Consider the following 20,251-nt stretch of genomic DNA (forward strand, 5'->3'; position numbering starts at 1 on the left):
GAGCTAAGGATTGGCGCGGGCTAAAGCTCGGTCTCGGGCGCGACACGGCCCAGCATCCACAGGGCCAGGATGCTGATGACGGCGGACGCGGCCAGATACCCTCCGACCGCGCCAGGCCCGAAGGTCCCCGCCAGCTTCAGGGCGATGAAGGGCGCCAGCGAAGCCCCCAGAATGCCTGCCAGGTTGAAGGCCATCGACGCCCCCGTATAGCGGACCGTCGTCGGGAAGGGCCGCGCCATCGCCGCGCCGATCGGCCCATAGGTGCAACCCATCAGGCCGAACCCCAGAGAGAAGAAGATCAGCAACCCGGTCAGGCCCAGACCGAACAGCGGCGCGAACAGCAGGCCGAACAGGCCGATGCCCACCGACGACCAGATCATCACCTTTACCTGTCCATACCTGTCGGCCAGCAGCGCCGTAACCGGAATGAAGGCGGCGAAGAACAGCACGCCGATCAACTGGACAGGCAGCACGTCCGCCCGCACCAGCCCCATGCCCGTCGTCGCCCAGCCCAGGGCGAAGACCGTCATCAGATAGAAGAGCGTAAAGGTGGTCACCCCGCTGAAGGTGCCCAGCACAAGGGCCGCCTTGTGGTTGGCGAACAGGGTCACCGCAGGCGCCTTCACCCGCTCATGGCGATCGACGACCGTCTGGAACTCGGGTGTTTCGGTGATCTTCAGGCGGACCCACAGGCCGACAAAGACCAGCAGGGCGCTGGAGATGAACGGGATGCGCCAGCCCCAGTTCGCAAATGAGGCCTCGTTCATGGTCGAGGTCAGGATGATGAAGGACGCGGTCGACAGGATGAAGCCGATGGGCGCGCCCAACTGCGGGAACATGCCGAACCAGGCCTTCTTGCCCGGAGGTGCGTTCTCGGTGGCCAGCAGGACCGCCCCGCCCCACTCGCCGCCCAGACCCAGTCCCTGGCCGAACCGGCACAGGGCCAGCAGCAGAGGCGCGATGATCCCGACCTGGGCATGGGTCGGCAGGAAGCCGATGGCGACGGTCGACAGGCCCATGGTCATCAGGGCCGCGACCAGGGTCGCCTTGCGCCCAACCTTGTCACCGAAATGGCCGAACACCAGCGCCCCGACGGGCCGGGCGAAGAAGGCGATTGAAAACGTCGCGAACGACGACAGCATGGCCGTGGTCGGGTCGCCGCCGGGAAAGAACAGGGCGGGAAACACCAGCACCGCCGCCGTGGCGTAGATGTAGAAGTCGAAGAACTCGATCGTCGTGCCGATCAGGCTGGCGAACAGGACCCGGCGCGTGGAGGTGCGGCTGGGGGCCATCAACGGGTCTGCGTCGGTCATTGCGCGGGCATCATTCTGCGGGTGGGTTCAGGACGTCGTGTTCAAAGGCGAAGGCGTCGCCGATCTGGTCCAGGGTCAGCGGCGGGGTGGTGGTGCGCGATACGACGGTGGTCTCCTTGTCCGTCTCGATGGACCCCGTCGCCGTGGTCATCCGGCCGGTCAGGAAGTTCACGCTGATCGTCCTGGTCGCGCCGCTCATGCGCTGGACGTTGACATGGTCATAGCCGATCAGGCGCACCGCCCCGTCCTGATAGCGCAGGCGAAAACTATAGGGGCCCGCGTCGCCGCCGCCTGCGCTCATGAACAGATAGACCTGCACCACCAGCGAGCCGTTGCTGATCGCCAGCCCCTGCTCGAACGGGTCCTCCAGGTTCAGCCCCTCGGCGTCGCGCGTCGGGATCAGGCGATGATCCTGCGCCGCCAGGGTGAAGCCCCCGCCGGGCCGGCTGCCCAGGGCGACGCCGATGATGCGCGGATTGATGTCCGTCGGATCGAAATACTCGCGCGTGATGATGCCTACCGGATCGGTCTTGCGCAGGACAAAGGCCAGGTCGGCCTTGCCGTCGCGGCTGAAGTCGCCCTGAACCGCCTGCTCGACCCGCCAGCCTTCAGGCGCGAAGCCCTCGGCCGAGGATGCGGTGCGGACCAGGCGGGGGATGCCCGGCGCGATCTCGGCCTGATCCTGCACGACCACCGTCGCATGGCCTGCGCCCGCAAGGCTCAGGACTGCGAGCGTGATTGCCAGGGTGGTGATGCGCAGGGCTTGTCTCATGGCTTCGGTTATGCCCGGTTCGCGCCAAACCTCAATGGCGGGCGTCGGCGATAACGACCGGCGTTCCCCGACGATCAGGTTCCGCGCGGCTTGACCCGACTGGTCGGCTCGGCGACGGCAGGGTTCTCCGGCCAGGGATGTCGCGGATAGCGGCCCCGCATCTCGGCCCGCACCGCCGACCAGCTTCCGGCCCAGAAGCCAGGCAGGTCCTTGGTCATCTGCACCGGCCGTCGCGCGGGCGACAGCAGGGCCAGGGTCAGCGGGACCTTGGCCGACCCGCCCACGGTGGGATGGGCCGTGACGCCGAACAATTCCTGCACCCGGATATCCACGCGCGGCCCGCCCTCCGCCGCATAGTCGATGGCCGTCGAACCGAGCGGCGTCGTCAGCCGGGGCGGCGCGACCTCGTCCAGCAGCCGCTGCTGGTCCCAGGGCACGAGAGTCCGCAACCCCTGTTCCAGCGAGCCATCCGCGATGCCGTCCAGGGCCTGCACCGTGTCCAGCAAGGGCCAGAGCCAGGTCTCGCGCTCGGCCGCCAGGCCCGCATCGGACACGTCGGGCCAGGTCGCGTCGATGCCGTGCAGCCACGCCAGCCGCGCCCGCAATCCGCCGGAACGCTCGCCCCATTTCAGTCCCGACAGTCCACCGCCTGGGCCACCCGCCTCGACCTCGGCCTTCAGGGCGCCGGTCAGGGCCGCGCGGTCCGGCGCGCCGGTGATCTTTTCATCCACGACGCAGGCGCCGATGCGGCGAATGCGGCGCATCACTACTCTTCCCGAGGGCTCGCGGCTCAGCCGGTCCTCGACGGTGATCCGGTCCTTGATCTCGCCCAGATCGACCGGCGCGGCCAGGCGGATACGGTCGCGCGCATCACCGCCCCCGACTTCGGCGACCGCCAGCCACGGCTCACGCGCCAGAAGTTCCGTGGGGTCCAGAAAGGCGCCGCGTCCGCTGGCCAGCAGCACCTCGCCCGGCCTGCCCCGCGCCCGTGCGATCCGCTCGGGGAAGGCGGCGGCGACCATGGCGCCGACATCGACCGCACCGCCATTTTCGCCCCCCGCCGCCCGCGCCCAGCGGTCGGACAGACGGCGGGCGTCGTTGGCGCGTGGCGAGCGGTCGCGGTCCAGACCCTTCAGCCGGTCGCGCAGATCCACGTCGTTTCCGCCCAGGCCCGGCTCGCTCAGCACCGCCGCGATCCGCGCGCCCAACAGAGCGTCGCCCGCATCCGACGCCACCGCCGTCATATGGGCCAATCGCGGCGACAGGGGGATGCTCGTCAACCGTTGACCATGTTCGGTCAGCGCCCCGGCCTCGTCCAATGCGCCCAATCGCGTCAGAACACTGCGGGCCTCGGCCATCGCCCCGGCCGGCGGCGGATCCAGCAGGGCCAAGCCGTCGGCAGACCGCGCGCCCCACCGCGCCAGATCCAGCGCGAACCCGGTCAGGTCGGCCTCCAGAATCTCGGGCCTCTGGTGTGGGACCAGGCCCCGCGTCTGTTCCTCGTCCCACAGGCGATAGCAGACGCCCGGCTCGGTGCGCCCGGCCCGGCCCCGCCGCTGCTCGGCCGAGGATTTCGACACTCTCACGGTGGCCAGCCGCGTCAGCCCGCCGGCCGGATCGAAACGCGGCACGCGCGACAGGCCGCCGTCGATGACGACGCACACGCCTTCGATGGTCAGGCTGGTCTCGGCCACCGATGTGGCCAGAACGATCTTGCGGCGACCAGGCGGCGACGGGTCCAGCGCCCGATCCTGCTCGCCCTTGTCCAGCGCGCCATACAGGGCGACCACGTCCACCGCCGGATCGCGCACCTGCTCCTTCAGCCGCTGAACCGTCCGGTGGATCTCGCCCTGCCCCGGCAGGAAGGCCAGGATCGAGCCCGTCTCGCCGGCCAGGGCCAACCGGCAGGCTCGGGCCATCGCGTCCTCGAACCGTTCGGCGGCGTTTCGACCCAGATATCGGGTCTCGACCGGAAACATCCGGCCCTGCGCCTCGACCACCGGCGCGCCGTTCAGCAGGCGGGCGATCCCGGCGATGTCCAGGGTCGCCGACATGACCACCAGCTTCAGGTCCGGCCGCAGCAAGGCCTGGCTGTCGCGCGCCAGGGCCAGGCCCAGGTCGGCGTCCAGGCTGCGCTCGTGGAACTCGTCGAACAGCACCGCACCCACGCCCTCCAGGCCGGGGTCGTCCAGGATCATGCGGATGAAGACGCCCTCGGTAATGACCTCGATCCGCGTCCTGGGCCCAATGCGGCTTTGCAGTCGCGTGCGATAACCGACCGTCTCGCCCGCCGTTTCGCCCAGGGTCGCAGCCATCCGCTCGGCCGCCGCCCGTGCGGCGAGGCGTCGCGGTTCCAGCACCAGGATCCTGGCCCCAGCCAGCCACGGCGCGTCCAGCAAGGCCAGGGGCACGACCGTGGTCTTGCCCGCGCCCGGCGGCGCTGCAAGCACCACGGCGTCGTGGTTCGCCAGCGCGCGCGACAGGTCTTCCAGAACGGCGTGAATGGGCAACATCACCCCTGCTCTAGTCCCGCCCGCCGCCATCACGAAACCGTCGTGTCGCACTCATCCCATTGATCGCGCGTTGCGCATGCCGGATTCCATGGTTAGCGTCCGCGCAAACCGACAGGGGTCGGGCAAAACTTTCGAGGGGTAATTCATGTGGCGCGTTAAATCGCTCGACGCGATTCTGGCCACGGCCGAGAAGAAATCACTTCACCGGTCGCTAGGTCCAGTTCAACTCACACTACTCGGCATCGGCGCCATCATCGGCACCGGGATCTTCGTTCTGACGGCTGCGGCCTCTCAGAAGGCCGGTCCGGGCATGTCGGTCAGCTTCATCATCGCCGGCGCCGTGTGCGCAGTTGCGGCGCTCTGCTATTCGGAACTGGCGGCCATGGCCCCGGTTTCCGGCTCCGCCTACACCTATACCTACGCCGTCATGGGCGAGCTTCTGGCCTGGTGCGTGGGCTGGGCTCTGATTCTGGAATACGCCGTCGCGGCCTCCGCCGTCTCCGTCGGCTGGTCAGGCTATGTATTGGGGTTGATAGAAAACGCCTTAGGGTTCGACTTCCCCGACCTCTTATCCGCCGGCCCGGTCTGGGCCATGAACGGCATGATGCCCGTCCCCGATTTCTCGGCCGGCATCATCAATGTTCCCGCCATCGTCGTGGCCCTGCTGGTGACCTGCCTGCTGATGATCGGCACGACGGAATCGGCGCGCGTCAACGCCGTGCTGGTGGTGATCAAGATCGCCGCCCTGACCGCCTTCATCGCCCTGACCCTGCCGGTGGTGAATGCCGCCAACTTCACGCCCTTCGCGCCCAACGGCCTGTTCGGCTCGTCGTCGGGCATGGGCATCGTCGGCGCCGCCGCGTCGATCTTCTTCGCCTATGTCGGCTTCGACGCCGTCTCCACCGCGGCTGAAGAGACCAAGAACCCGCAACGCAACGTGCCCATCGGCCTGATCGGTTCGCTGGCCATCTGCACCCTGTTCTATCTCCTCGTCGCCATCGGCGCCGTTGGAGCCATCGGCGCCCAGCCGGTCGTCGGCGCCGCCGGTGAAGCGGTTCAGCCCGGTTCGGCCGCCTTCGTCGCCGCCTGCGCCCTGGCCGAGAACACCAACAAGCTGGTGTGCTCGAACGAGGCCCTCGCCCACGTCCTGCGTGAAATCAACTGGCCGGGCGTGGGCAACGCCCTGGGCCTGGCCGCCATGCTGGCCCTGCCTTCGGTCATCCTGATGATGATCTATGGTCAGACCCGCATCTTCTTCGTGATGGCGCGCGACGGCCTGCTGCCGGAAGGCCTGACCAAGATCCACCCCAAGTGGAAGACGCCCTATATCGTGACCGCCTTCACCGGCATCGCGGTGGCCATCGCAGCGGCCCTGTTCCCCGTTGGTCAACTGGCCGACATCTCGAACTCGGGCACCCTGTTCGCCTTCTTCATGGTGTCGATCGCCGTGCTGGTCCTGCGGCGCAAGGATCCGACCCGCAAGCGTCCGTTCCGCATGCCTCTGGTGTGGGTCTTCGCCCCGCTGTCGGCCTTCGGCTGCGCCTTTCTGTTCTGGAACCTGCCGCACGACGCCAAGATGGTGCTGCCGATCTGGGGCGGCATCGGTCTGGTGGTCTACTTCCTGTATGGCTATCGCAAGAGCCACCTGGGTCGCGGCCTGATCGAAGTCCACGAAACCGACAGCGACGCACCGCCGCCGCCGGTCCCGCCGATCTCCTGATCGACGGTCCAAAAGACGAAAGGCCCGGGAGCGATCCCGGGCCTTTTTCGTATGGGCGGCCTCTTCATCCCCTGGCCTGCCCCGAGCACCCAGACGCGCGGCATCTACCGAGCGGCGGACAACCGCACAGGCGGGCCAAGCGTCTGTGCGACTAAGGCGAAGACGGTGTCTCTGGATCCTAGGCACAAGGCCTAGGATGACGATGAGAGAGTGGGGGCGCGCTGAAGCAGCGAGCGACCGCGTCGCGAGGGGTAGCGCTCTAAAACAACCCGCGCTCAAGCAGCGAGCGACCGCGTCGCAAGCGGTAGCGCCCTAAAGCAACCTGCGCTCAAGCAGCGAGCCGCCGCGCGGCGAGCGTTAGCGCCCTAAAAAAAGATGGTGTGGATGAGAGGACTCGAACCTCCACACCTTGCGATGCCAGAACCTAAATCGAGTGTTAGATCAACACATATGATGAAAATATCAGTCAAATCAACGCTGTATTTTCGTCTGGTGCTTGCATTGGCTGGACACACCGTGGACACAACTAAGCTGCGCCGTTGATCACTCTCAACCGACCGGGCTTCCGGTCGAGGAGGCGCTGTGACTACGCACACGATGTTCGATGGACGCTTGCAGGTTTACCGGCGGGCGGATGGCAAAACCTGGCAATGCGCGGCCCGCGTCGGGGGCGAGCGCTTTCGAGAATCCACTCACGAGACCGAGTTGGCTCGGGCGAAGGACGTCGCTGAGGAGTGGTACCTCGGTCTGAGGGGCCAACTCCGGAATGGCCAGATCGTCAAAAAGGAAAAGACCTTTGGCGAAGCCGCCGAGGACTACATGCGGCACTTCCGCGTCCTGGCGGCTGGCCTCCGCAGTCCTGCCTATATCGAGGGTATGGATCTTCGACTGAAGGTGCATGTGGACCCGTTCTTCAGCAAGACCGCTCTGCCGGAGGTCAACCGTGGGCTCGTTATGAGCTACCGGGTGAAACGTGCCGAAGACACCATTGCCAAGACCCTTGAGCAGTCGCTCCGCCGGATAGACCGCGATGAGAAAAACGGGATGGCAGCTGCGTCTTCTGAACAGGAGATCCTTCAAGTAGTGGCGGAATGCGCCGAGCGCCGGCGCACCGCCCAAGGCAAGCCGCCAGCCCGCAGCACCATCGACCACGAAATGGTGCTGATCCGGCAGGTGCTAAAGCACGCCGAGGGCAAAGGCTGGCTGACCCATCTCCCGAACCTTGAGATGCCTTACAAGACCCAGACCAAGCGCCAACGCCGGGCTTGGTTCTCCCCTGACGAATACAAGCAGCTTTACACTGCGACGGGTCGGAAGGCGGGAGGAGCCTCAGGCGGGCGCGTGGGTTGGCAAGAGCACTATCAAGAGCTCCACGACCTGGTGCTCTTCATGGCCAACACGGGCCTCCGACCCGACGAGGCGTTCCGGCTGGAGTTCCGGGACGTGGCCATCGAGGATGATTACTCGACCAAGCAGACGATCCTCGTCATCGATGTGCGGGGTAAAACCGGGACCGGCTACTGCAAGAGCATGCCCGGTGCCGTCCATCCCTTCACCCGCATCCTTGAGCGACGTACCCGGCAGCTCCAAAGCCCTCCCAAGGCTTGGCCGAAGCGCAGCAAACTCGGAAAGCTGGTGGAACATCGCGTTGCGCCGATCCCGCAAGAGCCGCGCGCGCTCAAGCCGACAGACCGACTGTTCAATCCCTATGACCGCGACGCCTTCAACGCGATCCTGCGCGAAGAAGGCCTGAAGCATGATCGGGATGGACAGGTCCGGCCCCTCTACAGCCTTCGCCACACTTACATCTCGATGCGGCTCATGGAGGGAGCGGACGTCTATCAAATCGCGAACAACTGTCGCACCAGCGTCCAGATGATCGAGCAGTTTTACGCCGCCCACATCAAAGACCGCATCGATGCGGCTTCGATCAACATGCAACGGCCGATCGCCGCTCGGAAATCGTCCCGGCGTCGAACTCCTTCCATCCCTGACGGTCCCGACACCCACGCGCCGGGTTGATGATTTCCTTGCTCAAATTGACCGGCCAGCTATAGACGATCGACCGCGCGGCTATGGCGGAATTGGTAGACGCACTTGGTTTAGGTCCAAGCGGGTGACCGTGGGGGTTCGAGTCCCTCTAGCCGCACCACCCTTCCAGCGCAGGGGTTCAAGGCCAGCACTGGCCGTCCTCTGCGCGCAGCGAAGGAGCGACCCGTACGGGTCGAACCGGTGGCGAATAACGCCCGAACGGGCGTAGCCATCGCAACGCTACTGGGGAAGAAGAATATGGACACGAGCCTAAGCGCATCTGAATCGACGGAGACTTCCCCCGACGCCAAGCTCCTCGGGCCGGTTTCGTTCGCCCTTCCCAGACCCTGGACTGGCGGGACGTTTCAGTTCCAGACATTCGGGTCTCTCACCTACTTCGTAGGCCCAAATGGCAGCGGTAAATCGCGTTTCGCGGAAGCCCTAAAAGCAGTGGTTCCAAACGCTCGCCTACTCGGGACCGATCGGCTCGAAGGTCAAGGTCGTGGCGCTGGCTTTGGCTTGTGGGGTGACAACTTCAGTGCTGGCCTCTCGAAGCAGTATTTCGATCACTTCAAGAACGCAGGGCGTAGTCAGGGCGCTGGCATCGACACATTTGTGATCCTTGAAGAGAGGCCAGACATCCGGGTGCTGGTTGAAGCTACCGTCAGCAGCCTGTTCAAGCGCACTATTCGCCTCGAATGGGACTCGGGAAACTTGGTGCCAAAGGCGATTTCGCAGGCCACCGGAGAGACCTATCGGGCAGATCGCGACGAATGCCACGGGATCAGAGAACTTATTGTCCTGCTGACGCAGCTCTATGATGACCAGCATGACTGCCTAATAATTGACGAACCGGAACTCAATCTCCATCCGCAATTTCAGAGCTTCTTTATGCAAGAAGTCCGACAGGTCGCTGATGGTGGCCGCGGACTAGCGCGCCGCAAGGCGATCATTTTGATCACCCACTCCCCGTTCATCCTCGACATCAAAACAGTTGAAGATCTTCAGTCGATTTACTCGTTTTCTGGAAAACACGAGCTACCGGCGAACGCAGGCGTTCTCGATCATCAGGCGTCTGTGCGACTGCGCACTCTAGTTCCGCGACTTAATGTCCACCATAAGCAACTATTCTTCGCTGATGACCCGATTTTTGTAGAAGGCATTACCGACGCGCAGTTGATCGAAGCAATTCAGGAAAAGAGAAACGTCTCTGTCGCCGCAGCGGGCAGTTGCATCATTGATGCCGGAGGATGCGAGGAAGTCACAAAGTACCTCGAACTCTGCAAACTTTTGGGTAAGCGAGCGCATTTTGTCTACGATCTGGACAGTCTGTTTACAGGCAACCTTCGTGCGTGCATTCGCAACGACGATGAAGTTTCAGAATTTTTGGCTGATCTTGGCCTTGGCGGGGATTTCACCAAGGTCTGCGGGGAGCTTGATCGGGGACTAACGGATGCGATCAAAGTGATCTTGGCACTGAATACCGTGCCCCAAGGAATCCAAAGTCTTTCGGATTATCTCAACGGCGTCGATAAGGGAGCCCGCCTCTTCATAGATAAGAAAGCGCTCAACCAAGCCCGCGTGGCGCTCCTCGTTGAAATGGCGGCGAACCGTCCGGCCGTCACGGAGGTAATCGGTAAAACTGCGGCGGCCGAGCTATCGGGCCGGCTTTCCAAGGTCAAGGAGGCGCTTGCTACCAAACGTGTCCGGATACTAACCGGAGGTGCCTTGGAGCATTTCTTGCCGCTGTTTGACGGGGATCGTTACCGTCTTCAAGACAGCGCAAAAAGTCGCGCCGTGACGGCAGAGCTGGTCGCGCTGCCGACGTTGCCTGCGAGCTCGCTTGCAGGTAGGTATGGCGAGTTGTTTGAAGCAATTACCGAACTCCCAGCGGCAATGCCGGTAGACCTCGACGCCGTCCTTAAGGAGTACTTAGGGGACTACGTCCACTCCCTCCAAGGCCACATCGTGAAGAACCCCGAGTGGAGAGCTGAGGAACTGAATCGCCAGATGGCTTCAGCGTCCTCCAATCTTGGCAAGTTATTCAAGGTCACGGATTTCAGCCGAACTGGAAATGAGTTTTCCGGCGTCCTTACCATCGCAGGCGATGGCAGGACGGCTACCATTAGCCACCGCACTAACGCTGGAATGCGCGATTTTGAACTCTCGGAGGCTCAGTCGTCACGGTGAGCCCCGGATAATCGAGAAGGCGGTTGCCAGAGAGGTGATGAGCTGGGCGACTGCGGCGATCAGCAGGGCGATGTTGGCTGGTTTCATACTGTCCTCCTTTGCCCGCACGGAATGCGCGGGATGAGGAGCCCTCGGCATGAGGATCAGGCTTTTCGCCAAGGCCAGAGCCGCCATGGGCGGGCGCAGCTGCAGGGTTTCCGAAGCGAGCGCCTTGAGAAACGCCGACTATGCCATTCTCCGATCCCTGCTGCGCATGTGTGTGGGCTGAAAGACAGTGTGGAACTTCGACAGAGACTAGACATCGACGACCGCGAAGAGCCGCCCGCTAAGCCGCGATAGCCGGGCACCTGTCCGTCGCCGCTCCTCCGGCCTCTCCATCCGCGCAACCTGGAGCCTTGGCCAGCGCCTTCAACGAGCATTTTCCCCTGCCCTGCGGGCTTCCTCGCGAACGCGTGGCTTCAAAATGCACGTACCGCCTTCGGCTTGAGGGCGCTGCCCAGCAGCTCCGATCGGTGCGCATCGAGGCCGCGCGGTGCGGCTTCAAACGCAAAGGAGGCCACCATGGCAAACATCGGAACTTTCACTCGCGACGGCGCAAACTTCACCGGCGCCATCACCACCCTGGCTCTGAAGGCCAAGGCGTCTCTTCAGCCCAACACCAAGGTGAGTGACGCGGCTCCCGACTACCGGGTTTATGCCGGCGGCATCGAGATTGGCGCGGCTTGGTCGAAAACCAGCAAAGGCGAGCGCCCCTATCTCTCCGTCAAGCTGGATGACCCGAGCTTCCCGGCAGCAATTTTCTGCCGGATGATCGAAGGCGATGACGGACGCCACCAGCTCCTGTGGAGTCGCTAAGGACCAGAAGGCCCGGGCAGAAAAACCTGCTCGGCCTTCTATTCATTATACTTAACGAAAACTTAACGAGCGCGTAGGTATAATATCCGAGAACACCAGCCTTAGAGGTAACCTATAGCAGGCGACCCTACAGTTTCAGACGGTCAACGGCACCTTCCCGTTGACCTGAATGCTAGCATTCGAGCGATGCTCATCGAGCAGATCGCCGGGGCGCAGGCTGCGCTGGAATCGGATATCGAGACGCTTCGCCACGCGGCGATGATGGGTGGTGATGGCGGGGCTTTGGCCGCTGCGCAAAACCAGATGTCCCGCCTTTCCGGATTGCAGCACCGCATCGAGAGCGCCCAGGGCGGCGGACTGGCCGCCATCCGCGCGGAAGTCATGGCTTCGGTCGCGGCGTCGCAGACGTTGGCGCAGCGGGCGCGCGCGTCGGCAACGACGGCGCAGGCCGCTGAAGCCGCCTTGCACGAAGCGAGCGCGGCAGCTCACCGCGTGACTGGCGACTTCGTGCGCGATTTCTATGAGAAGAAGATCTTCGACCCCTACCTGCATTTCGCTTCGGCGGACGAAGAGCGCGCATATCGCGAACGGGAAGAAGCATCACGCAAGGCAATCGAGACCGCGCGGGCGGAAGGGACGCCCGAAGGAGAACTTCGTGCCCTTCAGATCTCCCGCGCGCAGTTGGTGGATGCTGGCAAGTACGGCGCAGCCGACAGCCCGGACTACCAACCCATGCTCAACCGGATCGACGCGGCACAGCAGCCGCTTGAACAAGCGCTGGCCGGTCGGCAACCGGTTGTTCAACAGCAGGCAGAAGACGCCCTTGCTCCCACAGAAAGCACTTTGGTATCGCCGGACATAATCGCCGTTCTACGATCCACAGGAACCGTTATGTCTGACGCCAGCGCTTCCGGGCATGGCGTGACCCGCCAAAGAGCAACGGAGCCTGGCCCGGCGGTCGGAGTCTAAGCGGTCGGCATTAGCCCGAGCGCGCGGCACGTGCTCACGGCGGAACGGAAATATGCAGGGTCGTTCACCATCAGCGGCAACTCATGTTCGCGAACCCGATCCAGATCGGCGGTGAATCTCTGCTGGTATCCAAGCGCACCTGCGACGACCTGAGCCGCCTCGAAAGATGAGCGGGCACCGGCTTCATACTGGCTAGCGGCAGGCGCATCGCCTGCGCGTTGCCGAATTGAGCGGGCTCGACCGTTTGCAACAAAACACTTCATGGCCGCTTCGTAGGTGTCCGGCAGAGCGGAGCGACGCGCCGTTGTTTGCGCGAAGGTTGGATCGGCTCCCAGTGCAATCAAGGTGGCTATAGCCGAGCCTACAATAAGATGCCGATGGGCCACGGATTTCCCCTGCGTTCAGCCTGAACGTCAGAGAAAAAGTAACATTGTGCGGGATTCCGTTGATTGAAAGGCTCTGAATTGAAACGACTATCGGCATGATTTTGGAATGCGGCATGCTTGGAAACCTCAGACGCGAACCAGCCGAAAATGCCCCGGCTGGCCTAGCTTTCTGGGTCCCCCGGGGTTGCAACACTATCCCGCATAACGTTTCAGGCTCACGGCTGGAGGTCGCCGTATGAGCCGCCGGTTCACTTCCTCGCATGACCTGTCCCGCGCTCTCAGCGCAGAAGGCCAACGCAAATACCTCCAACAGGGTGAGACGGCGCGGTTCCTCACCGCTGCCTCCCGCATGGACGCGGAAAGCCGCGCATTCTGTAGGCTGCTCGCCTTCACGGGTTGCCGGATCAGCGAAGGCCTGGCCCTCACATCCGAGCGCCTTGACGTCGAAACCTCTCGGGTCGTGTTTCAAACGTTGAAGCGGCGCAAACGGGCGTTTCGAGCGGTCCCCGTGCCACGCGTCCTGATACAGGAACTCGCGCGACTGGCGCGAGGTCGGGAGTCTGGCGCGCCGTTATGGTCTTGGTGCCGGCAGACGGCATGGCGACGCGTGCGTTGGGCGATGGCCGAGGCCGGGATCACAGGCATTCACGCCACCCCACGCGGATTGCGCCACGGCTTCGGCGTGGCGACCGTGCAGGCACATGTGCCTTTGACGAAAACGCGCGACTGGATGGGTCACGCCGACCTCCAATCGACCGCCATCTACGTCGATGTCGTCGGCGAAGAGGAACGCGGCTTCGCCGTTCGTCTGTGGAAACGCCTGCCGACCCTCAACTAACCGGATCGGTTCCGGCTTCAGCGGCGCGCTTACGCTGTTCCGCCTTGTCGTAGCCTTCACGATAGCCCGCTTGAAACTCACGCGCCGTAGCGCCGAGCCCCGCGAGGAGGCACCGGATAAGCCAGACGACAATCGTCACGAAGGCCGCTGCACCGCAGCCGAAGAAAACGGCAAGGCCGTAGGTTTCGGCTTCTGGATGGAAGGTCACATAGGTCACTGCGCACGCAGATCCCGCGAGTAACCACATGCCGAGGCTCGGTGCCTTCGGAAAGTGATTATCCATGGCCACTCTCCTTAGCGGGCTGATGCCGCTTATGCGCAGCCCAGGCGATGAGCGTGTTGGTGGGGATGAAGCCGTCGAGCTGCTCCGTCACATCGACCGCTTCCCACGCCGCGAGAAGGCCAAGTGGGCCCCAGAGCGCGAACATCACCAGCGTGGTGAACCCTTCGCTGAAAAGGCTGACGCCGATCATCAGGCGACCGACCGTCATGTCGATGAGGTCGAACGCGATGCAAATGCCGAACTTCGCCCAGAGCGGCAGTGGTATTCCGTGAAAGCCCATTTTTACCCCCGTTGATTATCGGTCGATCCCGATCTCTTGAGCTCGTTCTCCGTCGCTGGTGGGCTCCCGCACCGCCCAGGCTTCCTCGAAGCTGGAGCCGCCCGCCATTGCCCCGGGCGTATCGTGAATGCTTGGACCGCCCCACTCCTGAGCGAGGTTCTGGCCACCAGACGCAGCGCGCCGGCCGAACCAGCCTTCATCGATCAACTTGGTGCGGATGTCGGCGATCGCATCGCCTGCCGCGCCCCAGAGGCCCCGTTCGCCCATCGCCTGCATCCCCGCCGCCAAAGACTCTCATGGGTAGCATGTCGTTGGATTTGCGACCTACCAGCGCATTAGCTTCACAGTTGAACACTGTTCGCGGATCGGGGGATTCCGAGATGGGCTATGTGAGCGATCTCGACACCAAGCTTCTTCGGCTGTCGGGAGCCGACTACTTCACGTTACGAGACGCCTGTCAGGGCGTGCATGTCTTCGGCGGCATCGGTTCCGGCAAGACGAGCGGCAGCGGCAAAGCGCTCGCTTCCGCCTATTTGAGAGCGGGCATGGGAGGCCTCATCCTCGCCGCCAAGCCGGACGAGGTGGAACTCTGGATTCGCTACGCGCGAGACGCGGGGCGCGCCAACTCCGTCGTGCTTTTCGGTGACCGGGGCGGCGGCTTCAACTTCCTCACCTACGAGCTCGCGCGTCATGGAGCGGACGGCATCGGCAGCGTTGTCGAATGCCTCATGCGCATCCTGGAAGCCGCCCGCCTGTCGAAAGGCGACGGCGGAAAGAGCGAGCCATTTTGGGAGGACGCGACCCGTCAGTTGCTGCGCAACTCAATTCCGGTGCTCTACGCCGCCACCGGTACGGTGCGTGTGCCCGACATCATCCGTTTCGTCAGTTCCGCGCCCATCAGCGTAGAGCAACTCCAGACCGACGATTGGCAGGCGTCATCGTTCATGTTCCAAGCGCTCCTGGCCGCCAAAGACCGGCCCGTCGCGCATATTAGTCCTGGCGATTTCGAGAAGACGTCCAACTACTGGCGCTACGAATTCGCCCAGCTCGATAACAAGACCCGGTCGAACATCGCCATCAGCTTGTCGACCTCGCTCGACCGCTTCAATCGCGGCCGGCTGCATCGCGCCTTCTGCACCGAAACGACGCTCGTCCCCGAGCTGACGTTCCACGGCGCGATCATCATCATGGACATGTCCGCACTCACCTGGAACGAGGACGGCATCATCGGAAATATGCTGTTCAAATATATGTGGCAGCGCGCGGTGCTCGCGCGCAACGCCCTTGAGCAGCGGCACCGCGACCGGCCCGTGTTCCTCTGGGCCGACGAAGCGCAGTACTTCGTGAACTCCTACGACACCGACTACCAATCGACCTGCCGATCGTCCCGTGCGTGTACCGTCTACCTGTCGCAGTCCCTGCCGACCTACTACGCCAAAATGGGCGGTGGGCAGCCGCAGCATCAGGCCGACATGCTGCTGGCGAACTTCGTCACGAAGATCTTCCACAACAACGCCGACTTCACGACGAACCGCTGGGCGTCCGACACGATCGGCCGCTCGCTCCAGCGGTGCTACAACGAGAGCGCTGGGGAGTCGTCGGGCTGGTCGTTGGGCATGAACTCCGGCGCGAACGAGAACCGGGGCGCCAGTCACAGCTATGGCGGCTCGACCGATGGTAAGGGCAACAGTTCGAGCAACTGGAGCAGCGGCGGCAACTCCGGAAGCGGTGACAATTGGGGCCGCAATCGCGGCCAGAATAGCGGCACCTCAAACTCCGCAGGCTACAGCGAAACGATGGATGTCGAGATCGAGCCCGCGATTTTCGCCCGCGACCTCGTCACTGGCGGACAAGCGAATGGCGGCCGTGTCACCGGCCTCTGGTTCAGCGCCGGTCGACAGTTCCAGGCCAGTGGCCGCAACTACCTCCATGCGAGCTTCCAACAATGAGCCGTCCCACCCCGTTTGAAGCCTTCGTCGGCAATGTCTTCCTGTGCGTCCCGCTCATGCTTGGAGCGATCTATGTCGGCTATCTCTGGATGATCGGGCAGGCGTCGGGGTTGGCGGCCCTGTGCGCGGCAATCGTGGCGAGCATCGTCGCCAAGGCGGCTCAGCGCGTCCGTGCTTACGCCGCCTGGCAGCGCGATTGGGAAAATGCCGGGAAGCCGCCGCGAACCTTCCGGCCTCCGAGCGGCAAGGTAATCAAGGTCACGATCGGCCTGGCCATTTGGGGCTGGTTCGTTTGGATGTCTCAGGACGTCGAGAGCACTCCGGCGATGAACCTCGCCGTCCTCGCGTTCTGGGTGGGAACAGCGATCATGTTCCTGACTATGGTCGTCCGGATGCTTCGCGGGCCATCCGCCCGTAAAACTAGCGAGGCCGCTGTGGTCAGCGCTTGCCTTCCGGCCGCACGCCACTCGACCAGCCTAAATTCAGCTACGATGGAACTGCCCACCTATTGTTTGCGCCTAATGAAGCCTGGCACGAACTAGGCATCTGCATCCGCCTTCTTGTGGTTCCCGTCGGAACCCGTACCAATGGTGAAGCTGCCATGGCTATTGGTCGAGGCGAGGTCGATGAAGACGCTTCTTGCTGTGATCCTGGCGGTGCTGAGCGGGATCTTACTCTCCACTATTAATCTATCGAGCCTGCCTAAAGGGTTTAAACCCGCTATCGCGGCCCTCGCTGTCGGCATTGGCTTCACGCTGGCTGCGCTTTGGTACCAGGCGGAATTCGGCGAGAGTGTTGAAGATACGGCAGCGTGCATGATTTTCGGCACAGCCCGCCACTGCGCAGATTCGCCCGCGCCTGTGCAACATGTCCGCATTCCGCGTTTTACGTTGTGGCCGGAACGAAAGGCCGTGCCGAAACCAGCGGCTCCGCGCATCTCCAGCACGCCGGCTCCATTCGATCCAAATATCGATTGGCATTCCCTTGCGAAGATGGATCGGCCGACATCCCGATTTATCGGCTTCGACGTCCAGTTGCCGCAGCAAATGTCGCTGAACCGGTGGGACGATGCGACCTACAAGGCTTGGTGGCGTGTCAACGAGCCAAGGTTCGGAGACCTGCCCAAACCGGACCCAGCTGTAGAGATGGATCAGGAACCAGACCGTGACCGCGCGGCAGCGTTGGCGGCAGGGGATATCTCGTATCAGCGAATCCTGGCGAACAGCAACGCATGCCAACCGTTACGAGAATACGTGGCTGGCAACCCCGTAGGTCGTCTGAGCTATCTCGTCAGCGCCGCACTACAAAACCGCGAACAGAGAACTGTCAGCCGCCGCGTCACGAAACGCTTCACCCATGGACCATATATCGCAACCGACCGTTCACAACCGACGGCGATGAGCGAGTGGAATGCATGCAGCGCGATTGCAGCAAGCTGGCACAACAGCTTGAGCAAGGTTGATGGTCAATGTCACAAGTACCACGGTGACTATGCCCAATCAGTCGCCTATGACCAAGAGCGGATCATTCCGTCCCGCTGCCGCTGCCGCCCCATGTTTCTGGATGGGAAACACTACGTTTGTGAAGTGTTTATCGAGTATCAGTGCGATACTGCTCCAGTCGTACGCCAACAATATGAGAGATGTCCCGCCCCGTAACTTAACAAAACTGTAACAATATGTTTCGCGCAATCAGATAAAATCTGCTGATAGGAGAGTTTTTATGCCTGACAGATTTGGTGTTGCACGGATGATGGACGCAAACGGCGACCATCGGCTTTCCGCTGCGGAATATGTTGAAACCGCAGTTCGCATTCTCAGAAACGAGGGGCTGTCTGCGTTGGCGCAATGCAGGACCGGAGAGACCGCGACTATCGCCTTCAGCCCAGAAGAAGCGCGCAGACGGTTCTCGCAGTTCCGACAGCAAAACACAGACTTGTTCGCCAATGGGATCGAAGTGCCAACTGAGGTCCAGTTTCACCGGATTTCGACTAGCAGCGTGACCCAGCAGCGGCTGGCTGACACCTGTGCGACCGAAGCATCGGCGTTCGACCGCTTTTTGGCCGGGGTGAGGGTCTCCGTGGACCGCATCAGATTGTCAGGTGAGTACAGCGCCGCATCACCCCCGCTTCACAATCGGCAGCCGATGCCGATTGAACGACATTAGTGCGCTGATATCCTATCCGCTGTTTAAGGCCGAAGTGCCTCGATCCTGTCGATGACAGTCTCGCCATTCGGCTTCGCCGACCAGACTTTCGAGTTGAACTGCTGGATGAAATGCACCTGCTGGCGCATCACGGCCTGACGAAGCGGTTCGAGCTGACGACCGCTGACCTCGATGACGGTGTCGGGAAGCATCAACCGGAGTGTGTCGTCTCCGGTGAAACCGACCTGCATCAGTAGCCTGTAGGGAAACGCCAGACCCTCAGGCACCGACGTGCCTTCGAGCCACCAACGCACTTCGCAGGACAGGTTGATGTTGCCCGAGGGTAGATGACCGAACGCACGGTACTCGCCCGGCACAGGCGTGGTGGACGCAGCTTCGACCGCCATGGCCTGGAGCGGATCGTGGCGACCGCCGAACGCTTCGCCGGAAATCACCCGGTCCGTAAATGTCGGGCGAGGGCGCTCTCCTCCCCTGCCAAACATCCGATCGAATTCATCGGTCATGGTCGACCTCCGGTGCTCGTTCCGGCTGACGAAATTGCGCAGCGAAACTCTCGGCCATGTCGCCTAGGCGCGTGACGAACTCCGCCAGCTTTGCCGGATCGCGCTTCTTGAGATGTTCCGCGTCGGCGTGAAACGCCGCGCGTTTTTTGACCGCGACCCACTGCGTCACGCGGTCCTTGAGATAGTCGTACGCCTTCTCGATATGGCGCGCCAAGCCGAGGTTCGGCAGCGGCAATCGGAAGATGCCCTGGGCTTCCAGCGTCCGATGGTCAATGCGCGCGGCCGACCCGTTATCGGCCAGCGCGCGGTTCGCGTATTCGGCCCACTCTCGTCGCCAGATGTTGACGTTGCGCAGCGCCTCGGCCGCGTCCAGCGCGTCTTTGTCGACCGGCGCATTCGTGTTGTTGAACTTCTTGCGCGCCTCGGCCACGAGGCGCGCAATGTCTTCGCGCTCGTTCCAGTCGCGCTCCTTGGTGCGGGCGAACCCGGTCTCTGACGACGGGTCCAGCCGGCGCAGACAAAGCATCACATGGGCGTGGGGTTGTTCCTTCCCATCGACGGCGTCGGGGCAGTGAACCCCGAAGTCCGCGACCATGCCCTGCGCGACGAAACGCTCCGAGACGAAGCGCCGAACGAGGTCGATCTGGTCGCCCCTTTCGAGCTCGCGCGGCAAGGTGATTTCCACCTCGCGCATGAGCTGGGCATCGACGCGTTTCTCAGAGCGCTCGACCTGGTTCCAAAGGGTTTGTCGGTCGAACACCCATGCCGGCGCGCCGACCGGCGCGAGGATCTCCGCATGCACGACGTCGGGTTGTCGAACTCAAACCAGCGACCCTGCGACGCGTCGTAAAGGCGCTCTCCCGAGCGATAGGCCGCCGCCGCAACGACCGACCGGCGCGTTGCGCCACCCGGCCGTGCTGCCCGGCCCAGAGCACGTCCCAAGACCTTTAATCGCAAATGGTAGATCGCCACCCCGAGTAATCCCCATCTCTTGTCGCAAGCGAAGTGAAGTGGAAGAAAAGAGCTATGGGTGCACTTATACATTCTTCGAATGTGTCCACCTAAGTAAGTCGCTTTAGGGTTGCATTTGCTTCCCTCATTGCAACTCGTTGGGGTTTTGCTGCAACACAGCATGGGGCGGCTCAGAGGGCGTTCCGATGCCACCCCCAGACCCCGGCATATCCGCCGCTTATGCAAGCTCCCAGCGGCGGAGCGGGAGTTGTCCCGCACGCAATCCGAGGCCGCTCGCCGCGCCCCGGAAGCCCCAGGAGATGACCCATACATTGCAATGTATGGGAAGCATCGGCCCCTTAACTTCGTTGGGAGGGTCTGCCTTACCGCCGCGCTGCACGATCGTCAGCGAACTGTTCGGCAAGGGGCGTTGCAAGCCTCTGGCTTCTTCCCACGGGGCCCTCAGGCAAACACCTTGCTCAGTGAGACCGGCGGCGCGCTCCCGCCAAAATAAAAATCGCCCTCCTCACGA

Annotated in this window: 18 protein-coding genes and 1 tRNA gene; 11 read left to right on the forward strand and 8 right to left on the reverse strand. The window is 63.0% G+C overall.

Annotated features, from left to right (window positions below; all coding sequences use genetic code 11):
* Positions 1–20: 20 nt before the first annotated feature.
* The 3 genes from ACO05L_RS11805 to hrpB form a co-directional block, all read right to left on the reverse strand.
* On the reverse strand, positions 21–1,313 hold the full coding sequence (locus ACO05L_RS11805; protein WP_421729367.1) for an MFS transporter: 1,293 nt from the start codon (positions 1,311–1,313) through the stop codon (positions 21–23).
* Between the two features lie 10 nt (positions 1,314–1,323).
* Positions 1,324–2,085: a hypothetical protein gene (locus tag ACO05L_RS11810; RefSeq protein ID WP_421729368.1), complete on the reverse strand. Its 762-nt coding sequence runs from the start codon at positions 2,083–2,085 to the stop codon at positions 1,324–1,326.
* A 74-nt stretch (positions 2,086–2,159) separates the two neighbouring features.
* Positions 2,160–4,598, reverse strand: coding sequence for an ATP-dependent helicase HrpB (gene hrpB, locus ACO05L_RS11815; RefSeq protein WP_421729369.1), 2,439 nt, complete (start codon positions 4,596–4,598; stop codon positions 2,160–2,162).
* Positions 4,599–4,743: 145 nt separating this feature from the next.
* Here hrpB and ACO05L_RS11820 point away from each other — a divergent pair, with 145 nt between their 5' ends.
* The 7 genes from ACO05L_RS11820 to ACO05L_RS11850 all read left to right on the forward strand — a co-directional run bounded on the left by ACO05L_RS11820 (position 4,744) and on the right by ACO05L_RS11850 (position 13,587).
* The gene (locus ACO05L_RS11820) at positions 4,744–6,318 is read left to right on the forward strand and encodes an amino acid permease (RefSeq protein WP_421729370.1); all 1,575 of its coding nucleotides are present in this window, start codon (positions 4,744–4,746) and stop codon (positions 6,316–6,318) included.
* Positions 6,319–6,900: 582 nt separating this feature from the next.
* Positions 6,901–8,340: a site-specific integrase gene (locus tag ACO05L_RS11825; RefSeq protein WP_421729371.1), complete on the forward strand. Its 1,440-nt coding sequence runs from the start codon at positions 6,901–6,903 to the stop codon at positions 8,338–8,340.
* A 47-nt stretch (positions 8,341–8,387) separates the two neighbouring features.
* Positions 8,388–8,470 (forward strand) — tRNA-Leu (locus ACO05L_RS11830).
* A gap of 80 nt (positions 8,471–8,550) precedes the next feature.
* Positions 8,551–10,539, forward strand: coding sequence for an ATP-dependent nuclease (locus ACO05L_RS11835; RefSeq protein ID WP_421729372.1), 1,989 nt, complete (start codon positions 8,551–8,553; stop codon positions 10,537–10,539).
* A gap of 561 nt (positions 10,540–11,100) precedes the next feature.
* Positions 11,101–11,394 (forward strand): DUF736 domain-containing protein, encoded by a 294-nt coding sequence (locus ACO05L_RS11840; protein WP_421729373.1) that lies wholly within the window; start codon positions 11,101–11,103, stop codon positions 11,392–11,394.
* Between the two features lie 186 nt (positions 11,395–11,580).
* The gene (locus tag ACO05L_RS11845) at positions 11,581–12,363 is read left to right on the forward strand and encodes a hypothetical protein (RefSeq protein ID WP_421729374.1); all 783 of its coding nucleotides are present in this window, start codon (positions 11,581–11,583) and stop codon (positions 12,361–12,363) included.
* A 621-nt stretch (positions 12,364–12,984) separates the two neighbouring features.
* A complete protein-coding gene (locus tag ACO05L_RS11850) occupies positions 12,985–13,587 on the forward strand; it encodes a tyrosine-type recombinase/integrase (protein ID WP_421729375.1) in 603 nt (200 codons plus the stop codon).
* Here the strand turns inward: ACO05L_RS11850 and ACO05L_RS11855 are convergent.
* Genes ACO05L_RS11855 through ACO05L_RS11865 form a run of 3 tightly spaced genes read right to left on the reverse strand, consistent with a single transcriptional unit; the run spans position 13,580 to position 14,426 of the window.
* Complete coding sequence (locus ACO05L_RS11855) at positions 13,580–13,870, reverse strand: hypothetical protein (protein ID WP_421729376.1); 291 nt, start codon at positions 13,868–13,870, stop codon at positions 13,580–13,582. The genes ACO05L_RS11850 and ACO05L_RS11855 overlap by 8 nt on opposite strands.
* The gene (locus ACO05L_RS11860; protein ID WP_421729377.1) at positions 13,863–14,150 is read right to left on the reverse strand and encodes a hypothetical protein; all 288 of its coding nucleotides are present in this window, start codon (positions 14,148–14,150) and stop codon (positions 13,863–13,865) included. The genes ACO05L_RS11855 and ACO05L_RS11860 overlap by 8 nt, the downstream gene beginning before the upstream one ends.
* 15 nt (positions 14,151–14,165) lie before the next feature.
* Positions 14,166–14,426: a hypothetical protein gene (locus ACO05L_RS11865; protein ID WP_421729378.1), complete on the reverse strand. Its 261-nt coding sequence runs from the start codon at positions 14,424–14,426 to the stop codon at positions 14,166–14,168.
* Positions 14,427–14,530: 104 nt separating this feature from the next.
* Between ACO05L_RS11865 and ACO05L_RS11870 the strand changes: the two genes are divergently transcribed.
* The 4 genes from ACO05L_RS11870 to ACO05L_RS11885 all read left to right on the forward strand — a co-directional run bounded on the left by ACO05L_RS11870 (position 14,531) and on the right by ACO05L_RS11885 (position 18,265).
* The gene (locus ACO05L_RS11870; protein ID WP_421729379.1) at positions 14,531–16,099 is read left to right on the forward strand and encodes a type IV secretory system conjugative DNA transfer family protein; all 1,569 of its coding nucleotides are present in this window, start codon (positions 14,531–14,533) and stop codon (positions 16,097–16,099) included.
* Complete coding sequence (locus ACO05L_RS11875; RefSeq protein ID WP_421729380.1) at positions 16,096–16,641, forward strand: hypothetical protein; 546 nt, start codon at positions 16,096–16,098, stop codon at positions 16,639–16,641. The genes ACO05L_RS11870 and ACO05L_RS11875 overlap by 4 nt, the downstream gene beginning before the upstream one ends.
* An 84-nt stretch (positions 16,642–16,725) precedes the next feature.
* Positions 16,726–17,757 (forward strand): hypothetical protein, encoded by a 1,032-nt coding sequence (locus ACO05L_RS11880; RefSeq protein WP_421729381.1) that lies wholly within the window; start codon positions 16,726–16,728, stop codon positions 17,755–17,757.
* A 64-nt stretch (positions 17,758–17,821) separates the two neighbouring features.
* Positions 17,822–18,265, forward strand: coding sequence for a hypothetical protein (locus tag ACO05L_RS11885; RefSeq protein WP_421729382.1), 444 nt, complete (start codon positions 17,822–17,824; stop codon positions 18,263–18,265).
* 23 nt (positions 18,266–18,288) lie between these two features.
* Here the strand turns inward: ACO05L_RS11885 and ACO05L_RS11890 are convergent, their stop codons facing one another.
* Both ACO05L_RS11890 and ACO05L_RS11895 read right to left on the reverse strand, forming a co-directional pair.
* Positions 18,289–18,768 (reverse strand): hypothetical protein, encoded by a 480-nt coding sequence (locus tag ACO05L_RS11890; RefSeq protein ID WP_421729383.1) that lies wholly within the window; start codon positions 18,766–18,768, stop codon positions 18,289–18,291.
* Positions 18,758–19,570 (reverse strand): MobA/MobL family protein, encoded by an 813-nt coding sequence (locus ACO05L_RS11895; RefSeq protein WP_421729384.1) that lies wholly within the window; start codon positions 19,568–19,570, stop codon positions 18,758–18,760. Before ACO05L_RS11895 ends, ACO05L_RS11890 begins: the two co-directional genes overlap by 11 nt.
* Positions 19,571–20,251: the final 681 nt, after the last annotated feature.

The sequence above is a fragment of the Brevundimonas sp. genome (assembly GCF_965227765.1).
GTDB lineage: Bacteria > Pseudomonadota > Alphaproteobacteria > Caulobacterales > Caulobacteraceae > Brevundimonas.